Here is a 26254-nt window from a genome sequence, read left to right as displayed (position 1 = left end):
ACCGCCCGGTACGTGCCGGGCCGATGCGTCCACAATCGGCGCACGGGAGAAAACATGAAGCGCAAGGCCTTGATCGGATGGGGCGTGGGCTCCTTTACCTCGGCGGCGCTGGTGGGGGCGGTTGGCCTGCTCCACCTGCGGTTCATGACCGATTCGCTGGGGCTGGCGATGGGCATGGCCGGGCTGCTGGTGGTCGCGTCCAAGATCTATGACGCGGCGATCGACCCGGTAGTGGGTGTGCTGGCCGATCGCACCCGCACCCGTTGGGGCCGCCACCGGCCCTATCTGGTGGGCGGCGCGCTGTTGGCGGCGGTTTCACTGGTGATGCTGTTCAACGTGCCAACGGGGCTGTCATACACTGGCCTGCTGGTATGGAGCGGTGCCTCACTGCTGATCTTCTCCACTGCCTATACGCTCTATCGCATCCCCTATCTGGCGATTGGCCGGGCGATCACCCAGGATTTCCACGAACGCTCGCGGCTGATGACGTTCAGCGTCTATGGCTCCTCGTTTGGCGGGCTGGCGGCAACGGCGGCCGCGCCATGGATGCTCTCGCTGATGGGAGGAGACCGGGCGGCGCATGGGCTGCTGGCGATGGTGCTGGCGGGGCTGGTCGCGCTGGGCGGGATCGCCACCTTTCTGCTGATTGACGCCACCAGCGAGGGCCACGCGGCCACCACCCCGCACATCACCTTTCGCCAAGCCGCTGCCGCGATTGCCGCCAACCGCCCGTTTCGCGCGCTGATCGCGTTCAAGGTGACGATGTTTGCCGGACTGACGCTGCATGGCGCGGCGCTGCCATTCTATACGCGCCACGTGCTGCATGCCGCGGACAAAAGCCTTGGCTCGATCTTTCTGCTGCAAACGCTGGGGATGATGGCCAGTCAGGCCGGATGGGTGCGGATCGCCGGGCGGATCGGACGGCGGCAGGCCTTGATGCTGGCCGCGCTGGCCGAAGCGGCCGCTATGTGTGCGTGGTATCTGGTCCCGGCCGGGCACCCGATGCCGTGGGCGCTGGTGCTGGGCGGGGTCGAGGGGCTGTGCGTGGGCGGGCTGTTCTTTGGCCTGTACACGGTGCTGACCGACACAATGGACCATGCCCGCCACCACGGCCCCGCCAGCGCCGAGGGCGTGTTGGCGGGCGTGTTCGTCATGGTGGAAAAGGGCACGGCGGCCTTTGGCACTTGGGTGTTCAGCGCGATCCTGTCGGCGGTCGGCTTTGTCTCGGCGCATGATGCGGGCAGCGTGCAATCGGCCGGTGTGGTCAATGGCATCGTGCTCTCGCTCTCGGTGCTGCCCGCCGTGGCGGCGGTGCTGGCCTGCCTGTTCCTGCGCGCGCCAGCCCAAGGGCAAGCCGAAACGGCAGGCATCCCACAGCCCCCCGCCGTGGTCGATCAGGACGCCGCGCTGAACACCGCCCTGCCCACCGCGATGGTGGCGGGCGCGGTGGCGATGGTGATGACGCTGGCGCTCTCGTCCTCTCCGGCGCGGGCCGATGCCGCGCGGCCGGGCGCGCCTCCATCGCCGCCCCCGGCGATCAGCGCGCCGGCAACGCCCGTTCCGGCCAATGGGGTGACGATCCCGCGCATTTCGGCCGGGGTGGATGGCAAATCCTATCTGGACACGGTCACCCTGCCCCGCGCGCCCGGATCAGACCCGCTGGCGATCAACGCGCGGCTCTATACCACCGACACCGAGATCGGCGTCTCGCCCCCCGGCACCTTCATCGACTGGCACCGCGTGTCCAGCCCGCGCCTGTTGATCGTGCTGTCCGGCACGCTGGAGGTGGGACTGGGCGATGGGTCCGTCCACCGCCTGCAACCTGGCACGATCGTGCTGGCCAATGACACGGTGGGTCAGGGCCACACCAGCCGCTCGGTCGGCAGCGTGCCGGTGATGGCGATGACGGTGCGCCTCCCGCGCGAAGACCCGCTGCGCAGCCGCGCCTCGTCCTGCCCGGACGGCGTCGCGCCCGAGCAATGCGTGGCCAACAGCCTGAGCATCCAGCACAACCCCCAACCCGTCCCCAAGCCATAACTCTTTGCCGTAAAAGGACGAATGCCTATGCCTGTCGAGATTTCGGGACTTGTCACCCACAACCGGGGGACCCCCTTGCACCCCGCGCCCCAGGACCAGTTTGACGTTGCGGCGATCACCGCCTCGGCACAGGCGCAGGAAGCGGCAGGCTATGACCGGGTGCTGATCGCCAACGCGTCACTCATGCCCGATAGCCACACCATCGCCACCCATGTGCTGGCCAACACCACGCGCCTGCGAGTGCTGCTGGCGCACCGCCCCGGCTTTATCGCGCCCACGATGGCGGCGCGGATGCTGGCCACGGTGCACCAGCTCTCGGCAGGGCGGATGAGCGTGCACATCATCGCGGGGCCCAGCGACAAGGAGCTGGAGGCGGACGGCGATTTCACCACCAAGCCGCAGCGCTATGCCCGCGCGCTGGAATATGTGCAGATCATGCGCCGGATCTGGACCGCCGATGCGCCGGTGGACCATGACGGCGCCTTTTACCGCCACGCTCAGGCCTTTGCCCCGATCAAGCCGGTGGGCGGCGCGCTGGAGGTGTCATGGGCGGGGACCTCGCCTGAATCGATCGACGCCTGCGCCCAAACGGCCGACCTGTTCGCCATGAGCGGCGACAGCATCGCCCATATCCGCGCCCATATGGACCGCGTTACCGCTGCTGCCGATGGGCATGGGCGTCAGGTCGGCTTCATGATGACCTGTCTGGTGATCCTGGGCCAGACCGAGGACGAGGCATGGGCCCGTGCGGACGCCGTGCTGGCCGATTTCCACGCGATGATGGCGCGCCAATCGGCCGCGCCGCAACAGGGCCCGTCCAACTTTGCCGACAGCACCCATGCGGGCGACCATGTGTTGGCCACCGCCCGCGCCGCCACCCGCCATGACCGCTGCCTGTGGATGGGCGTGACCGAAGCCGCGCAGGGCAAATATGGCAATCAGGCCTGTTTCGTCGGCACCCCGGCCCAAGTGACCGAGGCGCTGATGGACTATTACCGCATGGGCGTGACGCGCTTTCTGATCCGCGGTTTCCGCCCCGACACCGACATCCCCGAATATGGCGAACAGTTGTTCCCGCTGCTGCGCGCCGCTGCTGATGCGCATGATGCGGCCCAAACCGCCGCGATCCCCGCCTGACGATTGACGAGAGGACTTCCCATGAACCGCCATCCGCTTTCCCCCATTACCCAGGAGCACATCGACACCTATGCCCGCGACGGCGTGGTGCTGATCAAAGGCTTGATCGATGCCGAATGGATCACCCGCATGCAGGCCGCCATCGCCCGCGTCGCGGCTGATCCGGGGCAATATGGCCTGCTGGGCCCGTCCAACGGGGCGATGCTGTCGGTCTGCTATATGTGGCGCAAAGACCCCGATTTCCGCGCCTATGTGCAGGACAGCCCGATTGCAGAGGCCACCGGCCGGGTGATCGGCGCGGACTATATCCGCATGTATCACGATCACCTGTTCTCCAAACCGCCGCGCAGCCCCTCGATCATGCCGTGGCATTGCGACGAGACCGCATGGCCCGTGCGCGGCGAGATGGCCCCCAACATCTGGACCGCCTTTACCCCGGTGAATGCCGAAAACGGGCGGATCGAATATGTCGCGGGCTGGCACCGCCATTGCGTCGACAAAGGGCTGACCTTTGGCTTTCGCCCCGATCAGGCCGATGGCCTGTGCCCCAATTTCCAGGAGCAGCGCGACAATCCCGACTTCCCCTTCCGCTTTGTCAGCTTTGACATGGAGCCTGGGGACGCGGTGATCTTCCACCCGCACACGCCCCATTTTTCCAAGGGCAATGACAGCGAAACGCTGGCGCGCACGGGGCTGGCGGTGCGCCTGTTTGGCCATGATGTGCGCTGGCACAACGCTCCCTACAAGGCCGCCATCCCCGGCATCGAGACCATGCCCGAGGGCGAGCTGGTGAGCGGGGGCGAGGACACGCTGCCGATCCTTTGGCGCCGCGAAGGGACGGCTCTGGCCGCATAAGGCGGGCTGTGACACATTACCCCCAATGAAAGGACATACCCCACGATGATCAACCGCCGCGATCTGGCCAAGGGGCTGGGCATGATCGGCGCCTTGGCGGCCGGGCCCGCCATCGCCCGCCCCCGCCCCGCCACGCCTGTGCCGCCCGTTGCCCTGCCCACGCCGCCCGCCGGCCCGTGGAGCGGCTTTGGCCAGATCCGGCGCGGCGGCGGCGTGCTGCATTACGCCACGCTGGGCACGGACACGTCGCGCCCGCCGGTGGTGGTGCTGCACAAGCTGGGCGGGTGGCTGTCGGACTGGCGGCATGTCGCCCCGGCGCTGGCCGATGGGCGGCGGGTGATCGCGTTTGACCTGCCCGGCCATGGCGGGTCGCGGATGGATGGCGCGCCGCCCTATATCCACACACTGGCCGAAACGGCGGCGATGCTGGTCGGCGCGCTGGACGAGATGGCGCTTGCCAAGATCGACCTCCTGGGCACCTCGCTGGGCGGGTGCGTGGGCGTGGTGATGGCGGCGCAACATCCCGACCGGGTGCGGCGTCTGGCGGTGATCTCCAGCGCGCTGGGCGGGCGCAAGACGCTGGCCGAGGTGCGCGCGGCGGTCGAGGAGAAGCTCAAGCCGATCTTTGACGCGCAGGGCATGCCGCTGCCCACGCCGCCCGAATTGCTGGTCAACACATTCGGCATGGTCCACCCCGATGCGATCAACCCCGAAGGCATCGCCAGCCGCCGCGCCGCCGGCCTGTGGCTGCAACCCAGCGAACGGGGCGTGGGCGTCACCGATCTGCGTGCCGCGCTGCGCCGGGTGGAATGCCCAACGCTGCTGGTCTATGGCCAGTTCGACAAGGCCTATCCCCGCTTCCGCCCCTTTGCCGAGGCGGCGCTGCGCGATGCCCGAACCGAGGTGGTGCCCAATTCGGGCGCCTTTGTCATTCAGGACAATCCAGAAGCAACCGCCCCCATCCTCAAGGCTTTTGTCGAGGGGGCCTGAACGCAAAAAACCACCGCCCGCCATCCGATCATCGGGCAAAGCGGCAGGAGTTCCGGCCAATCTGGCGGGCGGTGACTTGACGGGCGGGCAAAGGCCGGGCAGCGATGGGCCGACATGACCCGTCGCCCGCCCGATCCCGCCTCTGCCCCCAAACGCGCCAGCAGCAGCCGCCCATCTGGCAGCCGAAAGGTGAACGCCAATGACGTGGCGCGCATGGCACAGGTCTCGCGCTCGGCGGTGTCGCGCACCTTCACGCCCGGGGCCAGCGTTGCGCCCGACACCCGCGCGCGGGTGCTGGCCGCCGCCGCCGCGCTGGGCTATCGCCATGGCAAACGGGTCGAGGACATCAACGGCCTCCCCACCCGCCGCGCAGCCGTGGTGATGGCCAATCTCTACAGCCCCTATTTCTGCCACATGTATTCCATGATCGAGGACGAGCTGACCCTGCGCGGGTTCCAGATCGTCTGGCGCATCGTCAGCGATCACGCGATGCTGGACAGCGTGGTCGAGGAACTGATCGAGCAGGACATCGACGGCATGCTGGTGCTTTCCGCCGTGCCGGGGGCCAGTGTGCGCAAAAAGGTCCGCGCGGCCGACATCTCGCTGGTGGTGCTGGACCGTCAGGACGCGGTGGATGGCGCGGCGCTGGTGTGGATCGATGGGCCGGATGTGGGCCGTCAGGTGGCGCGGCTGATGCTGGCCGAGGGGCGCAGCCGCCCCGCCTGCATCGCCGCCAACCCCCACCGCCTGACCGAGCTTCAGGCCTTTGCCGCCGCGATGGAGGCGGCCGGCTGTGCGCCCACGCGCTGGGTCGATACCGGCTGGACCTATGAAAACGGGGTTAGCGCGGCGCAACGGCTGTTTTCGGGCAATGGGAAGGGGGGGGATGGCCCTCCGCCCGACGCGGTGTTTGCTGCCAGCGACTATCTGGCGATCGGCGTGGTGGATGCGGCGCGGCAAACCTATGGCCTGCGCGTGCCACAGGATGTGTCGGTTGTCGGCTTTGGCGACACGTCGCAATCGCGCTGGCTGTCGCACACCACCAGCTCGGTGCATCTGCCGCTGTTGTCGATGGTGCAAACGGCGGTGGCGACGATGGCGGCGCGGTTGGGCCCCGCCCCCGGTGGCCCCGCGCCGCGCATCTGGCTGGCCTGTGACGTGATCGAGCGCGAGACGACCAAGGGCCTGACCTTTCCGGCTGCCCAAGCCGCGCAAACGCCTCCACTGCCAGAATAAAGCCACCCTGCGAACAGTCGGCATGGGCCGCCTCGACAGGGGGCCTGCCGCCCCGGACGCTGTGCCCTCCTCGCTGACTGGAGAGCCACATGTCCGCGCGTCTGTCGATTGATGAAGGCGACCTGTCGCCCCCCGTCGAAGTGCCGGTAATCGATCCGGCCGATCCTCCCGCCCCGCCTACCGCCCTCTCGCGCGGGGATCTGCTGACCTATGGTCTGGCCGCGTTCGGCCCCGGCCTGCTGCAAAGCCCGATGACGCTTTATGTGCCCCAGCTTTATGCCAAGGAATTTGGCATCAGTCTGGCGGCATTGGGCACGGCGCTGGTGGCGCTGCGGATCGTCAATGCCTTTACCGATCAGCTGATTGGCTGGATGTCGGATCACACCCGCACCCGCTGGGGCGCGCGCAAGCCATGGATCGCGGTGGGCGCGGCACTGATGCTGGTGGCCGCGTTCTTTCTGCTGCGCCCGCCGCCGGTGGTGGGGCTGGCCTATCTAGTTGGCTGGAAAGTGCTTTATGACTTTGCCTATACGCTGACCGACATCAGCTATACCGCCTGGGGCGCCGAACTGGCCAGCGACTATGACAGCCGGTCGCGCATCACCGGCATGCGCGGGCTGATCAACCAAGTCGGCAATCTGGCCAATGACGCGCTGCCGATCGTGCTGGCGTGGGGCGGATTGGTGGCGACATCGGCCTATTCCATCCCGGTGCTGGGCTATTTCTTCATCGTCGCGCTGGTGGTGATCCCGGCGACCACCGCGCTATGTCTGGCCCGCGCGCCCCAAGGCCGCCCCCTGCCGCCCCAACGCATGCCGTTCTGGCGCTTTGTCGCGTCCACCCGGCACAACCGGCCGCTGTGGCTGTATCTGGCGGCGTTCAGTCTGGGCGGCATGAGTCTGGGCGTGCTGCAACTGATGTTCATGTTCTATGACGGCTATATGCGGCTGGGGCCGTATTATCCGTGGCTGATGACGCTGTTTGCCATCGTCATGACGGGCACCACGCCGATGTGGTCATGGGCCGCCACCCGCATGGGCAAGCATCGAGCCTATGTCGTCTCGGTGGTGATCGTCTCGCTGGCAACGCAAGGCTATTGGTTTCTGGACCCGGTGGCCATGCCCAAATCGCTGATCATCGGGGTCAGCGCGGTGATTGTCAGCTTTATCGGCATGGGGGCCAGTGCCATTCTGGTGCTCTCGCCCGCGATATTGGCCGATGTGGTGGATTATGGCCGGCTCAAGACCCATGAACAGCGCACTGGCGGCTATTACGCATTCTATATGCTGACGACCAAGATCGCCACGGCATTGGGCGCGGGGATGGGTTTCCTGCTGCTGCATGCCTTTGGCTATGACGCAAAGGCTGGCGCGGTGAACACCGGATGGGCGGCGTTTGGCATATTGTTCACGGTGGCCGCCCTGCCCGCCGTGCTGAAAGTGGGGGGCGGGTTGATCATCTGGAACTTTCCGCTGGACCGCCGCCGCCACGCCATCATCGAGCGCCGTCTGGCCCAGCGCGCGGCCCGCGCGGCGCGCGCAACAACAGCAAAATCGGGAGACATCACATGACACAGCCGCAAGAGACGACCCGGCGCGATGCCTTGGGCGATCTGGGGGCTTCGCTGGCCGCGATGCTGGCGCTGGGCGCGGCCGCGCCCGCCCTTGCCGCCACCACTGGCGCTACCACCGGCGCACCGCCGCCACCTGTGCCTCTGGACTTTCGCGGGTCGGGGCAGATGCCGTGGTTCCGCCGTGTCTTTCACCTGTATACCGGCCCGGACGGCCTGACCCGCGCCGAACAATTGCCCACCAACGCCCCTCTGTCGGGCGAAATCGCCATGTTCCTGCGCCGCAAGGCCGAACGGGTCAGCATCGGCGGATCGGCCCCCAACAGCGGCTTTGATTTTCACGTCGCCAATCAGCCCACGCTGCTGATCCCGATTCTGGGGCGGATGATCATCGGTCTGGCCGATGGCACGACCCATGATCTGGTCCATGGCGACATCGCCTATGCCGAGGATTGCACCGGCAAGGGCCACATTTCGAAAAGCGGCCCGGAAGGCTCGTTCATGGTTTCGGTACAATTGCCCAAACCGCTGTGCCCGGCCGTGGGCAGCAGCGACCGGGCCAAGCTGTGGACCGACTAGGCCTGGCAGCACATGACAAAAGGGCCGCCACCGGACACCCCGGCAGCGGCCCTTCGCCATCATGCGGTCAGGCGCGGTTTAGAACGTGTACGACAGCGCCGCCCCGAACTGGCGCGGCGAGCCAAGGCCATAGGCCCCGATGCCATCGGTCGCGGTCGAGGACACGGCGATATAGGTCTTGTCGAACAGGTTGGTGACATAGGCCTGCAGCTTCCAGTTGCGCTCGGCCTTGTACGTCAGGCGCAGGTCAACCAGCGTGCGCGCGTCCATCCGGTGGTACGGCAGCTGGAAGAACGAGGACCACTGGCTGGCGGTGTGCGAGACGCGGACGCTGGGGGTCAGCGTGCCGCCGGGCATGGCAATGTCATAGCCAAGCCCGGCCGCAGCGCTGAACTTGGGCGCATAGTTCACCTGACGCCCGCCCACATTCACCGGCAGGGTGGTGGTGTTGCCATAGGCGCCCACCGGCAGGAAAATGGTCAGATTGCCAAATTTGGCATCCAGCACCGAAAAGCTGACATCGGCATGCAACCCATTGATATGGGCTGCAAGCTGCGCCTCGACACCCTTGATTTCGGTGTTGTTGATGTTCTTGGTGTCGCGCGTGGTGGGGTTGTCGGGATCGGTGGCGATCGAGGCCTGGAACCCGTCATACTTCATGTAAAACGCCGAGACCGAGGTCGTCACCTTGCGGTCCAGAAACTCACCCTTCCAGCCCAGTTCGAAATTGGTGACGGTTTCGGAATCGTAATTGTCGCCGGTCGGCGTGATCCCGCCCGGCTTGTACCCCCGGCTGACGGTGCCATAGATCAGATGGTCATCCGAAGGCTTCCAATTGACCAACACGCGGCCCGTCACATTCTTGAACCGCTGATAAGGCGGGGTAAAATACGAGGACGGCGCGCCATAGATCCCGGTGGTACGATAGGAATCGGTGTAGAAACCGTTGACCTCGTGGTTGTAACGGGCGCCCGCCTTCACCTGCACGCGGCCAAACTGGTAGCCCACTTCGGCAAACAGCGCGGTGTTCTGGCGGAAGGCGTCCAGATACATATAGGTGCCGTTGCCCGCCGCGATCTGCGTGCCCTTGGGCGTATAAAGATAGGCCTTTTGGCGATAGTCCAGCGTGGTGGCACCCACCGTCCATTCAAACGGCCCGCTGCCCGATGACATCAGGTTGACTTCGCCGGTGAAATAGCGGTCGCGGATGTCAAATTGCGAATATTCCTGCCGCACGGTGGGATCGACCAGCGTGCTGGTGCGGTCGCTGTCGATGCGCTGATCGTTGCGGGTTTCCTGATAGGACGCGTTGACGTTCAACCGCGCGCCGCTGAACACATCCCAGCGCATCGCGCCGGTGGTGCGGTGATAGCGCACGCGCTGCAACGTGTCGGTGGTGTCATAGTTCAGCACATAGGGCCGCGCCAGATTGGCCGCGGTATAGGCGTTGCGGGGGATGCCGTCTGAATCGACATTGCTGTACTGATGGATCAGGCGCAGTTCCAGACTGTCGACCGGCTTCCACAGCAATTGCACCCGCCCCAGAAAGCGGTTGAGGTTGCCCGGCTGCGAGGACACCACCGCGCCAGCCGAGCCGGTAGGGCCACGGTTGGTGTAGAAACTGTCGCGTGCCTCGGCCTGAAGCGACACGCGCACGGCCAGCGTGTCGGTCAGTGGCGTGCTGACCGCGCCGCTGAACTGCTTGCGCGCGTAATTGCCCAGCGTCACCTCGGCAAAACCATTGGTGCGCGTCAGGCTGGGTTTGGCCGAGTTGATGAAGATCGCCCCGCCCGAAGCGTTCTGCCCCGAATAGGTGCCCTGCGGCCCGCGCAGCACCTCGACCGTTTCGACATCGAAAAACGCATCGTTAAAGGTGAATTCGCGCGCGATATAGGCGCCATCCAGATGCACCGCGACGGCCACCGACTGGTTGGGGGCGGCCTCGGTCAGGCCAACGCCGCGGATGTTCAGGAATTTGGAATTGCCATTGTCGACAAAGGACAGCGAAGGCACCTGCGATTGCAGGTCGTTCAAATCGCCCACGCCCCGGTCGCGCAGCATTTCGGCATTCATTGCGACGATCGAGACGGGCATGTCCTGCACATTGAGCGCGCGGCGTTCGGCCGTGACGATGATCGGCGCGTCGGCATTTGCCTGTGCCTGGGCGGGAGCCGCCTCGGCGGCGTAGGCGGTGTGGGCCATCATCGGCACCATGGCCAGCGCCGTGGTGCAGGCCAGTACAGTCTTCATCATCCAATCCCTCCCTCAAATCTATGCCGGTGCTTGCTTTTTGCGGGTGGAAAAGGCGGCAAGGCCGCGCCGGTCAGCGCGAAACGATGATGTCTGCCTGCCCTGTTGCGCCCTCTCCGGCCCGGCATGTATGCGCTTGCAAATGCCATCAGGCGGGCGTCGCCTCCAGAACGGTGCTGGGATGGATCGATACGAAAAGCGTATTGATGCCACGCCGGCGGACAAAACCGCCCATCGATCCCGAATTGGCATCAATTGATCCAGCCCCGGTTTTGGACTTGCCCCCCGCCCCCGCGCCAAAGCGGCTGCCAATGCGGCATGTTGTGTTGGCCGCGCTGACTATTTTTGGAGACAAGCGATGGCCCATTTCGCCCCGCAAGCGGCCGCGGACCTGATTGGCAGCGGGCTGCTGTCCTTTCCGGTGACGCATTTCACCGCCACCCACGCCTTTGACGAGGAGCCCTATCGCGCCCATTGCGACTATATGCTGGGCCATGCGATCACCGGGATCTTTCCGGCGGGCGGTACGGGCGAATTCTTCTCGCTGATGCCGGACGAGGTCGAGCGCGTGGTGCGCGCCGCCGCCGAGGTGACCGCTGGCCGCGTGCCGGTGATCGCGGGCTGTGGCTATGGCACGGCGCAGGCGGTCGATCTGGCCCAGCGCGCCAAAAACGCCGGGGCGGACGCGCTGTTGCTGTTGCCGGCCTATCTGGTCAATGCCACGCAGGAAGGGCTGGCCGCGCGGATCGAGGCCGTGTGCCGCGCCACGGATCTGGGCGTCATCGTCTATAACCGCGACAATGGCATCGTGACCGAGGACACGCTGGCCCGCCTGTGCGAGCGCAACCCCAATCTGGTGGGGTTCAAGGACGGGGTGGGCGACATCGAACTGATGATGCGCATCTATGCCAAACTGGGCGACCGGCTGACCTATGTCGGCGGCTTGCCCACGGCCGAAACCTTTGCCCCGGCCTATCTGGAGATGGGGGTTACGACCTATTCCTCGGCCATTTTCAACTTCATGCCGGAATGGGCGCTGCGCTTTTACGCGGCGGTGCGGGCGCGCGACCATGGTCGGATCATGTCGGGCCTGCGCGATTTCGTCATGCCCTATCTGGCGATCCGCAACCGGGGCACGGGCTATGCCGTCTCGATCGTCAAGGCAGGGGTGCGATCGATCGGGCGGGACGCCGGGCCGGTGCGCGCGCCCTTGACCGATCTGTTGCCCGCAGAGCAGGAGGCGCTGGACGCCCTGATCGCGGCCAACCGCGACGCATTGGCCTGAAGGCGAAAGGACGCGCCATGACCCCATACGCCACCAGCACCGGCCTGCCCCGCATCACCGACATGCGCGTGGTGCCGGTGGCCGGACGCGACAGCATGTTGCTGAACCTGTCGGGCGCGCATGCTCCGTGGTTCAGCCGCAACATCCTGATCCTGCACGATGAATCCGGCCGCATCGGGCTGGGCGAAGTCCCCGGCGGAGAGGCCATCCGCGCCACGCTGGAGGACGCCCGCCCGCTGGTGGTGGGGCAAAAGCTGGGCCAGCACGCGGCCATCCTGCGCCAGATCCAGCAGGCTTTTGGCGGGCGCGATGCCGGTGGGCGGGGGTTGCAGACGTTTGACCTGCGCATCACCGTCCATGCCGTGACGGCGGTGGAAAGCGCGCTGCTGGACCTGTTGGGCCAGCAGCTGGAGGTGCCGGTGGCGGCCCTGCTTGGCGAGGGACAACAACGCGCCTCGGTGCCGATGCTGGGCTATTTGTTCTATGTCGGGGACCGCGCCCGCACCGATCTGCCCTATGACGATGGCGCGCAAGCCACGGATTCATGGGAATATTTGCGCCATCAACCGGCCATGGACCCGGCCGCCATCGTCGCCTTGGCACAGGCCGCGCAGGCCCGCTATGGCTTTGCCGATTTCAAGCTGAAGGGCGGTGTTCTGGCCGGTGAGGACGAGGTCGCCGCCGTCACCGCGCTCAAATCCGCCTTTCCCGATGCGCGCATCACGCTGGACCCCAATGGCGCGTGGAGCCTGGACGAAGCGGTGCGTTTGTGCCGCCCCCTGCGCGACATTCTGGCCTATGCCGAAGACCCCTGCGGCGCGGAAAACGGCTATTCCGGGCGCGAAATAATGGCGGAATTCCGCCGTTCCACCGGGCTTCCCACCGCCACCAACATGGTCGCCACCGACTGGCGGCAACTGATGCATGCGTTGAAACTGGACGCGGTGGATATCCCGCTGGCCGACCCGCATTTCTGGACAATGGCGGGCTCTGTGCGGGTCGCGCAAACCTGCGCCGAGGCCGGGCTGACGTGGGGATCGCATTCGAACAACCACTTTGACATATCGCTGGCGATGTTCACACAGGTGGCCGCAGCCGCGCCGGGGCGCATCACAGCCATCGACACCCACTGGATTTGGCAGGATGGCCAATATCTTACACAAAATCCGCCGCGCATCATCGGGGGCGAAGTCGCGGTGCCTGACGCCCCTGGCCTTGGCGTCACGCTGGACGAGGACGCGCTGGCCGCGGCCCATGAGCTGTACAATCGGCACGCGCTGGACGGGCGGGATGACGCGCTGGCGATGCGCTATCTGATCCCCAACTGGACCTTTGACCACAAACGCCCCTGCCTGTTGCGCTGACCGATCCGGCGCGACAGCAAACCCCCGGTGGAGCGATCCGCCGGGGGTTTTTGTTGTCAATGACTACAATAAGGCGCGCGCAAGACCGCGTTACGCCCCGCCTTTTGCCCATGGCGACGACCGCGCCTTGGGCATGGCGCAGCGATAGGACGCCGCGTCCCAGATATCGCCCCCGCGCCCGGCATATTCCGCCCGCATCGGATAGGCACAGATCGGCCGGGTATAGGCCCCCGCCCCCACCCCAGCCTTGCGCTGGCCGGTGGCGATGATCGTGTCGGGGGCGCGGCCCTGCTCCACCCAATCGATCAGCGCCCACAACATGTCGCGTTGCGGGTTGCCGGGCCATGTCTCGTGCCCCGATCCGCCAAAGGCGTCCGGCCCCGCGCCGCCCCGGCAATGGTACATCCCCGGCACCATGAACAGCCGCACCGACTGGCCCAGCGCCGCCCGCCCACCGCGCGCCCGCGTCAAGGCATCGTAATAGTCCAGCGTCGGCCCGGCGTTGGTCGATGGGTCGGCCCAGCCCTGATAGATGATCGCCTTTGCTCCGCGCGCGACAAAGGGGCCGATGGCGGTGCTGTTGGCGGCCAGTTGCGGCATCAACCGATAGGCCGCGTTCAGGTCATGGGTGCGGCGGAATGTGTCTTCGTTCCAGTCGGGATTGTCATAGACGCCATCGGCCCACATCTGGCGCAACAGTGGCGAAGGCGGCCCCGGACGGGTGCGCACCCCGGCAAACAGCCCGCGATCCATCGGGCGGCCGTGTTCGTCGGGCATGGGACTGATGATTTGCCGCAGCATCGCCAGCTTGGGCGCGGAGAGGCAGGTGCCGCCCCCATTGCCCGCCGCGCCTCCCGGCGCGCAGGCCAGCCGCGAGATGTCCACCCGGCAGGCGGGCGGGTATGCGATCACCCCATCCTTTACCCCGTCCAGCCCATCGCATTGAGAGACAGCGGTTTTTTCATACAGATCCCAATCAGCATCATTCAGCGCGCCTGCGGGTGAGCGTTTGGCCTGCAAGGCGAACCACAGCATCCGCACCGATTGGCGCGGCATGTCCGGCCCCGGCGCGCCGGCAATGATGCCGTCATAGTCGCCCGGATATTGCTGCATTTCCTTCAGCCCCTGACGCCCGCCGCCCGAGCAGCCCAGAAAATAGGCTTTGCCCGGCGCGCGCCCGTAAAAGGCCTCGGCCACCGCCTTGACCGCCAGAGTCGAAAGGTGGGTGGCGCGATGTTCGTAATCCACCCGCGCCTTGGGCAGTGACATCCAGCGCTCGAACGCCTTTTTATGGCCGCTGTCGGTGGAGAAGGTGGCAAAGCCTTCCTGCGCGCGGCGCGACATGTCGCGGTAATTGAACTGGCCCGCCGGGCCGCCCACCCCGCCTGCCAACAACCGTCCGTTCCAGTCCAGCGGCAGCCATGCCTCGACCCCGATATTGCCCTCGATCGCGCCTTCGACGCGGCACAGCGGGCGGGTGACGGGGACGGGGACATAGGTGCTGTCGCTCTGCGGCGCCCAGTTGGGGGCGGGGGTGATCAGCGTGGCGCGGGTGATCTCCATCCCGCCGATCCGGCCCGACAGGCGGGCGCAGGCCTCACCGGGCGCGGTGCCGGGCGCGGGCGCGCCGCGCGTGACAGGGGGCAAAGGCGCGGGCGAAGCCGCCTGTCCGCCCTGCGCCGCCCATCCCGCGCCCAATGCCACACCCATCGCCATTAGCGCCGCGCCGCCGATCCACCGCTTGTCCATGCTTCCTCTCCTGCCTGTTATGCCGTTGCCCACCGGATACACGCCAATGCACCCGCTTGCAAAGGCAGCACCCCCGCTTGCCGCAGCGTATTTTCCTATGAATTCCGTCATTCATGCCATTGCCACAACCCTGCATGCCGCATTAGCATCCATGCAAGCCATTGCATAACCCACCCATCCAACGGCACAACAGCCCCAAATCCAAAACCGGAGAGAGTGATGACTCAAAGCTGGAAGTCCCTGATCGCAGCGCTGCCGCTGCTGACGCAAAGCCTGCCCGCCGTGGCGCAAACCGCCGCGCCGGCCCCGGCCCCCGCCGCCAAACCCGCGCCTTTTGCGCCCTTTGGCGGGATCACGCTGGATCAGGCCCGCGATGTCGAAGGCGACCTGATCCGCGACGCCTATGCCGGCATGCCCGACATGCCCGGCACCGGCCCCTATCCCGCCATCCGCGAAGTATCGCCCACGCTGGCCGATCATGTGGTCTATCGCCCGCGCGATCTGGCCGCGATGGGCGGGAAAAAGCTGGGCGTGCTGGTGTGGGGCAATGGCGGGTGCCGCGATGATGGCGCAGCCGCGCGCATGCACCTGATGGAGATCGCCTCCTATGGCTATCTGGTGGTGGCGCCGGGGGGCAATTTCTCGGGTCCGGGTGCCACGCCGCGGGCCAAGGGCGCCGATGGCCGCCCCATCGTCACCAAAACCACCCATGCGCAGGTGCTGGCCGGGCTGGATTGGGCGCTGGCCGAAAACCGCCGCAAGGACAGCCCGCTGTTTGGCCGCATCGATGAAAAGGCGATCGCCGCATCGGGCCATTCGTGTGGCGGCATTCAGGCGCTGGCCGCCTCGACCGATCCGCGCATTGCCACGACGATCATCCACAACAGCGGCATTTTCAACGATTTGCGCGCGGTGAACGGGGTGGCGCTGGAAAAATCCCACCTGCAGAAACTGCACGCCCCGATCCTGTATGTGATGGGCGGCCCGACCGACATCGCCTATGACAACGGCACCGACGACTATCGCCGGATCAAGCATATTCCCGCCGTGCTGGTGGATATCAATGTCGGCCATGGCGGCACCTTCCGCAGCCTGCTGGGCGGGCGGGCGGCGCAGATCGACATCGACTGGCTGGAGTGGCGGCTGCGCGGCGACGCGGTGGCGGGCCGCAGCTTTACAGGGCCGGTGTGCCGCCTGTGCACGCAGGTTGACCTGCGCGTGCAAAAAAACATGATCGACCCGCAATAAGGCCAAAGGGCCGGCGGGGGATCGCGCCCCCGCCGGCCCCGGATATTATCGCACCACCGGCAGGATCACCTGCGCCGCACGGTCCGCCCCGCCCAGAATGGTGATGCGCGGCGCCTTGGCCGGTTCGCGCAACCTTTCGCGGTGGTCGGCGCCGGTGATCGTCACCTGCATCCGGTGGCCTTTTTGGAACACCCAACTGGTGGGCATCATGGCAAAGCGCAAATGCACAGCCTCACCCGGCGTCAACGGCTGAGCGTCCTGTGCATAGGCGCGCATCCACGGCACCCCCGCCGGCAGCGCCCAAGGCGCCTGCGATGTCGCCCGCAGGGACGCCTTGATCCGCCCCTCGGTCACGACACGCACCGTGCCATCGGGGGCCACATCCTCCAGATAGGCAAAGACATTGGCGTCCGAGCCATCCGCCGCCACCCAGACATCCACCAGCGGATCGCCCGTCACTTCGGTATCACTCAACACCGGCCGCCCGGCAAAGCCCGGCCCCGCGCCCACCACATGGCAGGGCTGCACCCGCGACCCGCTGCCCGCATCAGGGCAACGCACATCATAATTGGCGGCAAAGCTCAGGCTCCACGGCGCCTTGACCGGGGTGGCCGCCATCGCCCCCACCTGCCCCTTGGCGCTCAGGTGAAACGGCGTGGGGGTCGCGCCCGCCACCGGCCAGCTTTGGCTGGCGCGCCATTCACTGCCCTTGGCCGCGTTCATGGTGAAATAATGGATCGGCGCCTGCGCATCGATGCCGGTGTCGATCCCCTTCAAATGCCTGTCGAAAAAGCGCTGCATCTCCTGCAACAGGGCAAAGTCGTCATTGTCGCAATGCTTCCACGGGCCGATCAGGATGCGCGCCCCCGGCAGGTTCATCCGTGCAATCAGCCCCTGATCGCGCAATTCGTCAAACCAGCCGCCCTGGATATAGACCGGCACCCCCGACAGGCGCATCTGGCTGGCGTATGAGGCAATCGAACCCTCGCCCCAGAAGCGGCTGAACACCTGCGGCGACCAACTGTCGCGGTAGGGCAGGCTCTTCCACATCTCGAACAGGTTGGTCGAATTGCGGTGCTGCTGCGCGGCCACGGCCAACAGGCGCTTGTCCCCATCGCCATCGACGGGGGCGACGGCCATGTCCTGTTCCAGCGTGCGCGACGGCCCCGTGCCCCATTGCGCAAAGATCCCGCCACGGCGGAACGCATCAAATTTGTGCCAGCTGAAACAGCCCGCCCACACCGCCTTCAACGCCGGGGGCCGCACCGTCAGCGACTGCATCGCCGCATCCCCGGTGTTCGAACAGCCATACATCCCCACCTTGCCGTCCGACCACGGCTGGGTGGAGAGCCACTCAACCATTTCAAAGGCATCCTGCGTTTCGTTGCGGTCGTGATAGCCGCGCATGGCGCCAAAGGACTGGCCATTGCCGCGCCGCGCCACCTGCACCACGACATAGCCGTGGCGCACCAGTTCCTGCACCCGGCGATAGTCGCTGACGCGGTCCCCGGCGCCATCAGCGGCCGCCTGCGAGATCGAGAGCGAGTGGTGCCAGATCACCGGGAAGCGGCCCTCGACCAGCTTGCCCCCCTGTGACGGCCGGTCGATCCGCACCGCCAATTGCACGCCATCGCGCATGGTGACGTATTGGGACGCGCTGATGATGCCGTCAAACTGCGCCGCCGGGGAGTAATGGCCAAATTGCGGCCCGGCCAGCACCGGGGCCGTTGCCGGAACCGGCCCACCCGCCACCGCCATGCCGCCTGCCATCAGGGCCGCCGCCATCGTGCCCACCATCAGCCCCGCACCCAGAATTTTGGCCCGCATCACTTGTCTCCCCCGCCAAAGGCTTCATACGACCGCGCCCGGGCGATCTGCTTCATCTCGCGCGCGTCACCGGCCAATAGCCAGCGCCCCGCCACCGCCCGGTCCACCGCCGCGTCATAGCGCGCCAGATAGGCCGCCCGCGTGCCATATCGCGCCCGCAATTGCGCCGGTGTCAGGTCATTGCGGACAAAGATCGGGCGGCCAGCGGTGGGGAAGCACCCCGGCTTGTCCGTGCCCGCATACAGGCCATAACCCGCCAGCGGCACGGCAAACTCGACCGCGGGCATGCCGCCCAGCGGGTTGCCGGTGGCATCGCGCCGGATGCTGCGGATGTCGTTGGTCTGATCGGCGCGGATCAGTTCGGGGGCATGGGGCGGCTCCACCCCGCGCAACACCCATTGGCGCAGATTGTCCAGCGCCGCGCGGGCATAGGCGGGATGCGCCACATCGCTGATCGGCGCGCTGCACACGTCATCGCCCGTTTCGCCCCGCACCGCGTCCAAAGGATAGCCGCGCATCGCCAGTTGCGCGATATTGGGCCGCTCGCGCCGGGACAGGCGCGGGTCGGTCATGCTGCTGGAATGGATCGTCCCGCCCAATTGGTACAGGCGATGCCCGCCCGCGCGGCCATTGCGGTCGGCCAGTTGCGGACCAGCGCCGGTCGCCACCTCGAACTCGCTCATGAACTCGATCACGGGGGCGTCGATCTTGCGCCAGGCGCGGCGCGGATCGGCGGGCGGCGGCAGGGTTTCGGCACTGTTGAGCGGAACATAGCCGCCCCCGTTCCAGCGCGAGGAAATACCCACCAGATAGCCGTCAAACACCGCCCGCCCGCCGGGCAGACGGATGCGGTCATGGAAGCCTTCGTTGACATAGGTGCGCTGGATGCTGCCGGTAAACGACCAGCCGCCCACCAGCATCGCCTTTACCGCCCAGCCGCGCAGGGGGTTTTCGGCCCGGTCGCTGCGCAACAGGCGGCCGATATGGCCCATCACCTCATAGGCGATGCCGTCTTCTTCCGGCCAGGCCAGATCGGCATAGCGGCTGGGCGAAAACCATTTGAGCACCTGACTTTGCGCGGTGGGCGCGGGCGCGCTGCGCGAAATCCGGCGCGACGGCGCATCATCTCCCACCGAGGCCGCCACATACACATCCCCGCGCGCCATCGCATAGGGCGCCGTCAGGAACCAATGCGTCGTCCCCCCTTGCGAGGGGTGGATGGGTTCGAAATGCACAACCCCGCTGAACGCCGCGCGGTCGGCCGGGCGGCGCACAATGATCCGCGTGACATAGGGGACGGCCGATGTCTTTACCCGCATCCGCCCATCGGCGCGTTCCCACGCATCGGCGGTGCCGGTGATGAAATATTCCTCCTCGACATAGCCATGCGGCGCCAGATCGACCGACAGCCCCGCCCCCGGCACAAAGGCCGCGCCAAACACCGGGTTCTGCGCATTGGCGGGCACGGGCGGCGACACGCGCGTCACATCGGCCCATGCGGCGCTCGCCGCTCCGGTCAGCGTCACGGCCGCCATCAGCCCTGCCAACATCCCCCTGCGCGCGCGCGCAACCCTGCTTGTCCTGCCCATCTGTCCCGTCCTCTGGTGGTCTGGCCCCTGTTGCCGGGGCGATCCTGCGCCGCCTTGTGCGATGGCACCGGGCGGCGCGCAAATGTTAAATGCCATACGATATTGTCGACAATATCGGTCCATGGCGATCCGCGCCGCCACGTCAGGCAGAGGCTCAATCGGTCAGTTCGATCCGGGTGATCCGCCCCATCACCGCCACCACGCATACCACCGATGCCAGCGCGCAGCCCGCCACCAGCGCCAGCACCAGATCAAACGAGCCGGTCACCTTGAGCACATAGCCAATGACAATCGGCGTGATGATCGCGGCCGAATTGCCGAACATGTTGAAGATCCCGCCCGACAGCCCGCCCGCCCGGCGCGGCGCGACATCGGCCATCACCGCCCAGCCCAGCGCGCCCACGCCCTTGCCGAAAAACGCCGCGCTCATGCACAGCAACACCATCGCGTCGCTGGTGACGTAATTGCAGCCCAAAATGGACAGCGCGATCAGCATCCCGCTGGCCATGGGCACCTTGCGCGCGACGGTCGCGCTGGCGCCGCGCCGCAACAACCAGTCCGACCATACGCCCCCCAGCACGCCCCCAACAAAGCCGCAAACCGCCGGCACCACCGAAAACAGCCCCGCGTCCACAATCGAGAGGTGGCGTTCCTCGACCAGATAGACCGGGAACCATGTCAGGAAGAAATAGGTCAGCGTGGTGATGAAGAATTGCGCCAGATACAGCCCGACCAGCGTGCGGTCGGTCAGCAACACGCGCAAGGCGCGGCCCATCGGCACAGGCGCAAGCGTGGCCGGGTCGGCGGGCGGCGCGCCCTCGGCGATCAGCGCGCGTTCGGCATCGGTCAGGCGGGGATGATCGGCCGGATCGCACACCACCCGCGCCCAGATCACCGCCACCCCCATCCCCACCGCGCCCATGAACACAAACACCCAAGGCCAGCCAAAGCCATGGATGATCCACCCCATGATCGGCGCAAACAGCACCGTGGCGAAATATTGCGCCGAATTGAAAATGGCCGATGCGGTGCCGCGCTCGCGCGCCGGGAACCATGCCGCAACGATCCGGGCATTGCCGGGGAACGATGGCCCTTCGGCAAGCCCTACCAGAAAGCGCAGGGCAAACAGCAGGGTGATGGCGGTGCTGCCGCTGGCCCAGACCACCGCGCCCTGCATCGCCGTGAACGCCGACCACAGCACGATCGCGGCCAGATAAACGCGCGGCGCGCCAAACCGGTCGAGCAGCCAGCCCCCCGGCACCTGCACCGCGACATAAGCCCAGCCAAAGGCCGAAAACACCACCCCCAGCGCCAATTTGTCGATGCCCAGATCGGCCGACAGCACCGGCGCGGCCAGCGATAGCGTCGCGCGATCAGCGTAATTGATCAAGGTTGCGACAAACAGCATCGCCAGCACGCCATAGCGCACGCGCCCGGTGGATATCATCTCCCGGCTCCGTTCAGCAGGAATGATCGGTAATGCCAGCCGGGGTAAGGCTGCACCGCGCCTGCGTCCAGCGGCGCGCCTGTTCGCTGATCGTGGCGCCCAGCCCCGGACGGTCAGGCACCAGCATCTTGCCCCCGGCGATCTCCAGCCGCTCGTCAAACAGCGGTTCCAGCCAGTCGAAATGTTCCACCCACGCCGCATGGGGATAGGCCGCCGAAAGGTGCAGGTGCAGCTCCATCGCAAAGTGCGGGGCCATGTCCAGATGGTGTTCGCGCGCCATGGCGGTGACGCGCTGGAATTGAGTGATGCCGCCCACCCGGCCCGCATCGGGCTGAATGAACTGCACCGCGCGGCCCTGGATCAGGGCGAAATGTTCAGGCGCGCTGACCAGCATCTCGCCCGTGGCGATCGGCGGGCCGTCCATCGCGGCCAGCATCGCGTGGCCTTCGGTGTCATAGGCGTCCAGCGGTTCTTCCAGCCATGTCAGGCCGAATTCATCCAGCGCGCGGGCCATGCGTTTGGCGGTGCGGCGGTCCCATTGCTGGTTGGCGTCGGCCATCAGCGCCACGCGGCCATTGATCTGTCTGGCCACCGCCGACACCCGCGCCAGATCCTGCGCCGGGTCGGGATGGCCCACCTTCAGCTTGATCCCGCCGATCCCGGCCTCGATGGATTTCTCCACGTTCTCCAGCACTTCCCCGATGGGCGAAGAGAAGAACCCGCCCGAGGTGTTGTAGCAGGCCACCCCCTCGCGCTGGGCGCCCAGCAGCTTGGCCAGCGACAGGCCGGCGCGGCGCGCCTTCATGTCCCACAGCGCATTGTCGATCGCGGCCACCGCCTGCGTCGACAGGCCCGCCCGCCCCACCGAAGCCCCCGCCCAGACCAGCTTGGTCCACAGGCGGTCGATGTCATTGGGGTCCTCGCCGATCAGATTGTCGGCCACTTCGCGGGCGTGGGCGTACATGCCGGGGCCACCGGCACGCTTGGAATAGCTGAAGCCCATGCCGGTGTGGCCATCGCGGCTGCGGATCTCGGCAAACAGCATGGCCACGCGGGTCAGCGGTTTTTGCCGCCCGGTCAACACCTTGGCATCGCTGATCGGGCGGTCCAGCGGCAGGAACACCAACGAGATGTCCACCTGTTCGATGGCGTCCTGATATGGGGCGCGCGTCATAGTCATCCTCTGTCGTCACTGGTTCTATATGGGCGCCTGTGTCCTGCCACGCGCCGTCTGGATCAAGCGCTTGCATGGTATCAATCCATAGCCAATTGGAAATGATGGCGGGTGTTTGATACCCGTCTGGTATCTTGCGCCCACCGCCCGCGCGGCATAGCCTGCCTTGTGTGTTTGAACTGATCCAACTGCGCTGTTTCGTGGCCGTCGCCGAAGAACTGCATTTCGGCCGCGCGGCCCTGCGCCTGAACATGTCGCAACCGCCGCTCAGCCGCCATATCCAGGTGCTGGAGCGCATCCTGCAGGTGCAATTGTTCAACCGCTCCAGCCGGTCGGTGCGGCTGACCGCCAGCGGCAAGGCCTTCCTGCCCGAGGCGCAACGCATCGTCCACATGGCCGACAGCGCGCTGGTCACGGCGCGCGCGGCGGCGGCGGGGCAACAGGGGCTGGTGACGATCGGCTTTACCGCCGCCTCGCTCTATCGCTATGTCCCGGCGCTGATCGGCGCGTTGCAGGCGCAATTGCCCGATGTGCAAATGCTGCTGCGCGAATCGGTCAGCGGCGATCTGGTCGAGGGATTGTTGCGCGACAGTCTGGATCTGGCGATCCTGCGCCCCCCCGTCCGCCGCGAAGGCTTTGCCTGCCGCCATATCGCCAGCGAGCCACTGGTGGTCTGTTCCCCCGCCAGCGTCCCGCCCGAAGAACGTCCGCGCCGTCTGGGTGATTTCGACGGGCGGCCCTTTGTCATGTATTCGCCCGACAAATCGCGCTATTTCCATGAATTGGTGGCGGGCTTGCTGACCAGCGCCGGGGCGCAGCCCAGCGTGACGCAGCACCTGACGCAGATCCATTCGATTTTGGTGATGGTGGGGGCCGGCCACGGCTTTGCCCTGGTGCCCGAAAGCGCGTGCCAGTTGCGGCCCGTGGGCGTGGAATTCAGCCCGCTGGAAGATGTCGGTCCGGTGGTGGAATTATATGCCGCGTGGCGCGCGGATCATGCCAATCCCGCCCTGACGCCGGTGCTGCAGGTGATTGATCAGCAATTGGCGGCGCGCGGCGGTTTGTCACCGGCGCCATAACCGGCACGCGGGGCGTTATTGGGAAGGCGCCCCGCTGCCCGGTCAGGCCGCCAACGGAGGCCCGCGCAAGGGTGGGCGCAAATGGAACAGCCGCCGGACAAACGCCGGCAACAAGGGCGCAAACACCAGCGCCAGCGCCAACAACAGCGCCATCGCCAACAGCACCGGATCGCCATGGTCCAGCGTGGGCTGACCCAGCACGCCAAAATGGCATGGCGCGGTCGCGTTGCCCTTGCCATCGTGGCTGGCGGGAAACGGCCCATCGCCCCGCATCGGCAAAGCCAGCGTGATCTGGCGCGCGGGCAGGTTGGCGTCCGAACAGATGCGGATGGTCACCGTTTGCTGCCCGCCCTCCAGCATAAAGCCACCGGGCACCAGTGCCTTCATCGCCAGCGACACCACCAGCACGGCCGCCGTCAGCCCATGCCGACGCTGCAAAAAGGCGCGAATCCGCTTCATCTGCCCCAGCCCTAGCATTCGCGATTCGCCCGCGTCACCCGATTGGATCAAATTTGGCAAAGGCTTGGACGATTTACGCCCCAGTCACGCCATTTGCGGCGATTACCGCGAATTGGAGCGCCACCCCTTGCCCCATCTTACCGCCTCAAGCTTGAACTCGCGGCTGAACGTGCTTCGTTGCATCGATGTGCTCCGTCCGATGACATCACCTTATCTCGGCGTCCATCAAACCGACAGCAAGCCACACCGATCCTCCCAGACCTTCGCGGGTTGCTGGACTCCATCGGCACTGGGTCAGGCCCAATCCTGAGAAACAGTCGCGGCGAGCCTTGGACCGAAAGCGGACTGGGAAGCGTGTTCCAGAAGGCCAAACCTGATGGCTTCGACCGCACCATGCATGACCTGCGTGGAACCTATGCAACCTGGCTCGCCATGCGCGGGCTGACCGATGAAGAGATCGCGCGAACCATTGGCTGGACGGCCAAACGGATCAGCGAAATTCGCAGCCGCTACGTCGATGAAGCAGGTGTCATTGTGTCGATGCTGGAGCGCCTGAGCGCCTGGCGGTTTACGACAGTTTGTAAACCGTCCCTGATCCGCGGGGACCACGATGGCCCTAAGCCATTGTTTTTATGGTAGCGGAGGAGGGACTCGAACCCCCGACACGCGGATTATGATTCCGCTGCTCTAACCTGCTGAGCTACTCCGCCACACTGGCAAACCGGCGTTAGTGAGCGGTGAAAACCGCCTTTCGCGCTGGGCAGGCGCGCCCATTAGCCAGCCCTGCCGCCCCGGTCAACAGGGCAAATGCCTCTTTTTGCTGCAAAGGTGATTTTTCTTTCCCGGCCAAGCGATTTCCACCCAGCATGCCTTCGACACCCACCCCATGACAAGGCTTGCCCCATGCGCGAAATCAGGCATCCTTGCGCCACCGCCCTGCCCCCACCACTGCTTGCCTTCAGGTGCCCGATGTCGCCCCAACCCAACCGCCGCCACCGCGCCATCACCATCGCCTTTCTGGCGTGGAACGCGCTGGGCGTGGCCGCCTTTGCGATGCAGTCCACCGCCGATCCGGCCACACTGGCCGCCGGAGACCCGGTGACAGCGCGGATCTGGGCGGCGATGCCGGTATGGGCATGGGGCGCCTATGCGCTGGCCACGCTGGGCGGATTGACGGGGGCTGTGGCGCTGGCGCTGGGGCGCGGCCGGTTGGCGCTGGCGGCCAGTGCGGCGGGCGTTCTAGGCGTGTTGGTGCAATTTGGCTGGAGCCTGCTGGCCACCGACCTGCTGGCGGCCAAGGGCATGGGCGCGGCGGTGTTTCCGGCGATCATCCTGACGCTGGCGGTAGCGCAAACGTGGTACGCCGCCCACCGCCTGCGCGCCGCCTCTTAAACGCCAGAGCCGTCAGATCTCGCCCTTTGACCGGCGGATGACAAACCACTTTTCAACGTTGGCGTTATGCTGTTCCAGCGTCGTGGCAAAGGCGTGCCCGCCCGTGCCATCGGCCACCATATACAGCACGTCGGTCTTGGCCGGGTGCAGCACGGCCTCGATGCTGGCGCGGCTGGGGTTGGTGATCGGCCCCTTGGGCAGGCCCTGCATGGCATAGGTGTTATAGTCGTTGCGCGCCGCGATCTCGCTTTTCAGGATGCGGCGGCCCAGCGGCTTGCCCTTGGTGATGGGATAGATGATCGTCGGATCGGCCTGCAACATGATGCCCTGACGGATGCGGTTGGAATAAAGCCCCGCCACCATCGGCCGCTCGGACGGCTTGCCGGTCTCCTTCTCGACGATCGAGGCCAGAATCACCGCCTCCTCGGGCGTGCGGGCAACGGTGTCCGGGCCGCGCTTGTCCCACAATTCGGCCAGAGTCCGGGTCATCGCGCCCTGCATCCGCGCCAGCACCGCCGCGCGCGTCTCGCCCGCCTTGATGTCATAGCTGTCGGGCAGGATGCTGCCCTCGGCAGGCATCTGGATCTCGCCGGTCAGATAGGGCTGTGCCATCAGCCGCTCGTGCACCATGATCGCGGGCATGCCTTCGGGCACCGTGACAAAGCGGCGCAGGGCCTTGTCACCGCTGATGATTTCCAGGATTTCCGATTCGCTGGCCGCTGCCGGCAACAGGAACTCGCCCGCCTTGATCTCATGCCCACGGCCCAGCAGGCGCGCATGGAAATGGAACGCGCGCGCCGAATAAACCGCGCCCGACTCCTGCAACTTGGCCGCGACAATCCGGATGTTGGCGCCATCAGGCACGGTAAAAACGCGCTCGGCCGGCAAAGGCCCCGCGCCATACCAGCCCTGAAACAGGCTGGCCGTCAGCCCGCCCAGCCCCAGCACCACCACGCCCAACACGATCAGCAGGATCTTTTTCATGGC

21 protein-coding genes and 1 tRNA gene are annotated in these 26254 nt (G+C 66.3%); 13 read left to right on the top strand and 9 right to left on the bottom strand.

What is annotated here, in order from left to right:
• The first annotated feature begins 54 nt into the window (after positions 1-54).
• The 7 genes from GTZ99_RS02150 to GTZ99_RS02120 all read left to right on the top strand — a co-directional run bounded on the left by GTZ99_RS02150 (position 55) and on the right by GTZ99_RS02120 (position 8404).
• Complete coding sequence (locus GTZ99_RS02150; RefSeq protein WP_161716625.1) at positions 55-2037, top strand: MFS transporter; 1983 nt, start codon at positions 55-57, stop codon at positions 2035-2037.
• A gap of 21 nt (positions 2038-2058) precedes the next feature.
• Positions 2059-3174 carry an LLM class flavin-dependent oxidoreductase gene (locus tag GTZ99_RS02145; RefSeq protein ID WP_227711028.1) on the top strand — a complete coding sequence of 372 codons (1116 nt, stop codon included), beginning with the start codon at positions 2059-2061 and terminating at the stop codon, positions 3172-3174.
• A gap of 21 nt (positions 3175-3195) precedes the next feature.
• Complete coding sequence (locus tag GTZ99_RS02140; RefSeq protein WP_161716623.1) at positions 3196-4029, top strand: phytanoyl-CoA dioxygenase family protein; 834 nt, start codon at positions 3196-3198, stop codon at positions 4027-4029.
• A 45-nt stretch (positions 4030-4074) separates the two neighbouring features.
• On the top strand, positions 4075-5019 hold the full coding sequence (locus GTZ99_RS02135) for an alpha/beta fold hydrolase (protein ID WP_161716622.1): 945 nt from the start codon (positions 4075-4077) through the stop codon (positions 5017-5019).
• Positions 5020-5133: 114 nt separating this feature from the next.
• Positions 5134-6255, top strand: coding sequence for a LacI family DNA-binding transcriptional regulator (locus GTZ99_RS02130; protein WP_161716621.1), 1122 nt, complete (start codon positions 5134-5136; stop codon positions 6253-6255).
• A gap of 89 nt (positions 6256-6344) precedes the next feature.
• Complete coding sequence (locus GTZ99_RS02125; protein WP_161716620.1) at positions 6345-7826, top strand: MFS transporter; 1482 nt, start codon at positions 6345-6347, stop codon at positions 7824-7826.
• Positions 7823-8404, top strand: coding sequence for a cupin domain-containing protein (locus tag GTZ99_RS02120; RefSeq protein ID WP_161716619.1), 582 nt, complete (start codon positions 7823-7825; stop codon positions 8402-8404). The genes GTZ99_RS02125 and GTZ99_RS02120 overlap by 4 nt, the downstream gene beginning before the upstream one ends.
• Positions 8405-8482: 78 nt before the next feature.
• Here the strand turns inward: GTZ99_RS02120 and GTZ99_RS02115 are convergent, their stop codons facing one another.
• The gene (locus tag GTZ99_RS02115) at positions 8483-10657 is read right to left on the bottom strand and encodes a TonB-dependent receptor (RefSeq protein ID WP_161716618.1); all 2175 of its coding nucleotides are present in this window, start codon (positions 10655-10657) and stop codon (positions 8483-8485) included.
• Positions 10658-11012: 355 nt separating this feature from the next.
• On the opposite strand from GTZ99_RS02115, the gene kdgD reads away from it, so the two are divergent.
• Together kdgD and GTZ99_RS02105 are read left to right on the top strand one after the other, a co-directional pair.
• Positions 11013-11939, top strand: coding sequence for a 5-dehydro-4-deoxyglucarate dehydratase (kdgD, locus tag GTZ99_RS02110; protein WP_161716617.1), 927 nt, complete (start codon positions 11013-11015; stop codon positions 11937-11939).
• 17 nt (positions 11940-11956) lie between these two features.
• The gene (locus GTZ99_RS02105; protein WP_161716616.1) at positions 11957-13303 is read left to right on the top strand and encodes an enolase C-terminal domain-like protein; all 1347 of its coding nucleotides are present in this window, start codon (positions 11957-11959) and stop codon (positions 13301-13303) included.
• Between the two features lie 90 nt (positions 13304-13393).
• Here the strand turns inward: GTZ99_RS02105 and GTZ99_RS02100 are convergent, their stop codons facing one another.
• Positions 13394-15052, bottom strand: coding sequence for a tannase/feruloyl esterase family alpha/beta hydrolase (locus GTZ99_RS02100; RefSeq protein ID WP_227711027.1), 1659 nt, complete (start codon positions 15050-15052; stop codon positions 13394-13396).
• A 219-nt stretch (positions 15053-15271) separates the two neighbouring features.
• On the opposite strand from GTZ99_RS02100, the gene GTZ99_RS02095 reads away from it, so the two are divergent.
• Entirely contained in the window at positions 15272-16300 is a 1029-nt protein-coding gene (locus tag GTZ99_RS02095) for an alpha/beta hydrolase (protein ID WP_227711026.1), read from the top strand.
• 45 nt (positions 16301-16345) lie between these two features.
• Here the strand turns inward: GTZ99_RS02095 and GTZ99_RS02090 are convergent, their stop codons facing one another.
• From GTZ99_RS02090 to GTZ99_RS02075, 4 genes are all read right to left on the bottom strand, one after another.
• On the bottom strand, positions 16346-18127 hold the full coding sequence (locus GTZ99_RS02090) for a CocE/NonD family hydrolase (protein ID WP_227711025.1): 1782 nt from the start codon (positions 18125-18127) through the stop codon (positions 16346-16348).
• Positions 18127-19677, bottom strand: a complete 1551-nt coding sequence (locus GTZ99_RS02085; protein ID WP_227711024.1) for an alpha/beta hydrolase domain-containing protein — start codon at positions 19675-19677, stop codon at positions 18127-18129. The genes GTZ99_RS02090 and GTZ99_RS02085 overlap by 1 nt, the downstream gene beginning before the upstream one ends.
• A gap of 193 nt (positions 19678-19870) precedes the next feature.
• Positions 19871-21163 (bottom strand): MFS transporter, encoded by a 1293-nt coding sequence (locus GTZ99_RS02080; protein ID WP_161716615.1) that lies wholly within the window; start codon positions 21161-21163, stop codon positions 19871-19873.
• Positions 21164-21176: 13 nt separating this feature from the next.
• On the bottom strand, positions 21177-22337 hold the full coding sequence (locus tag GTZ99_RS02075) for an L-talarate/galactarate dehydratase (protein WP_320076615.1): 1161 nt from the start codon (positions 22335-22337) through the stop codon (positions 21177-21179).
• A gap of 170 nt (positions 22338-22507) precedes the next feature.
• Between GTZ99_RS02075 and GTZ99_RS02070 the strand changes: the two genes are divergently transcribed.
• Positions 22508-23416, top strand: coding sequence for a LysR family transcriptional regulator (locus tag GTZ99_RS02070; protein WP_161716613.1), 909 nt, complete (start codon positions 22508-22510; stop codon positions 23414-23416).
• Positions 23417-23458: 42 nt separating this feature from the next.
• On the opposite strand, the gene GTZ99_RS02065 is transcribed toward GTZ99_RS02070, so the two are convergent.
• Positions 23459-23875: a hypothetical protein gene (locus GTZ99_RS02065; RefSeq protein ID WP_161716612.1), complete on the bottom strand. Its 417-nt coding sequence runs from the start codon at positions 23873-23875 to the stop codon at positions 23459-23461.
• Positions 23876-24229: 354 nt separating this feature from the next.
• Between GTZ99_RS02065 and GTZ99_RS02060 the strand changes: the two genes are divergently transcribed.
• Positions 24230-24514, top strand: coding sequence for a site-specific integrase (locus GTZ99_RS02060; protein ID WP_227711023.1), 285 nt, complete (start codon positions 24230-24232; stop codon positions 24512-24514).
• On the opposite strand, the gene GTZ99_RS02055 is transcribed toward GTZ99_RS02060, so the two are convergent.
• Positions 24509-24585: transfer RNA gene (locus GTZ99_RS02055), tRNA-Met, on the bottom strand. The two genes, GTZ99_RS02060 and GTZ99_RS02055, sit on opposite strands and share 6 nt — an antisense overlap.
• Before the next feature lie 259 nt (positions 24586-24844).
• On the opposite strand from GTZ99_RS02055, the gene GTZ99_RS02050 reads away from it, so the two are divergent.
• Positions 24845-25267 carry a sugar transporter gene (locus GTZ99_RS02050; protein WP_161716611.1) on the top strand — a complete coding sequence of 141 codons (423 nt, stop codon included), beginning with the start codon at positions 24845-24847 and terminating at the stop codon, positions 25265-25267.
• A 12-nt stretch (positions 25268-25279) separates the two neighbouring features.
• Here GTZ99_RS02050 and mltG read toward each other — a convergent pair whose 3' ends face one another.
• Positions 25280-26251 carry an endolytic transglycosylase MltG gene (mltG, locus tag GTZ99_RS02045; protein WP_161716610.1) on the bottom strand — a complete coding sequence of 324 codons (972 nt, stop codon included), beginning with the start codon at positions 26249-26251 and terminating at the stop codon, positions 25280-25282.
• Positions 26252-26254: the final 3 nt, after the last annotated feature.

The organism is Novosphingobium ovatum (assembly GCF_009909235.1).
In the GTDB taxonomy this organism is placed as follows: domain Bacteria; phylum Pseudomonadota; class Alphaproteobacteria; order Sphingomonadales; family Sphingomonadaceae; genus Novosphingobium; species Novosphingobium ovatum.
This window is presented reverse-complemented; position numbering and strand designations above follow the sequence as displayed.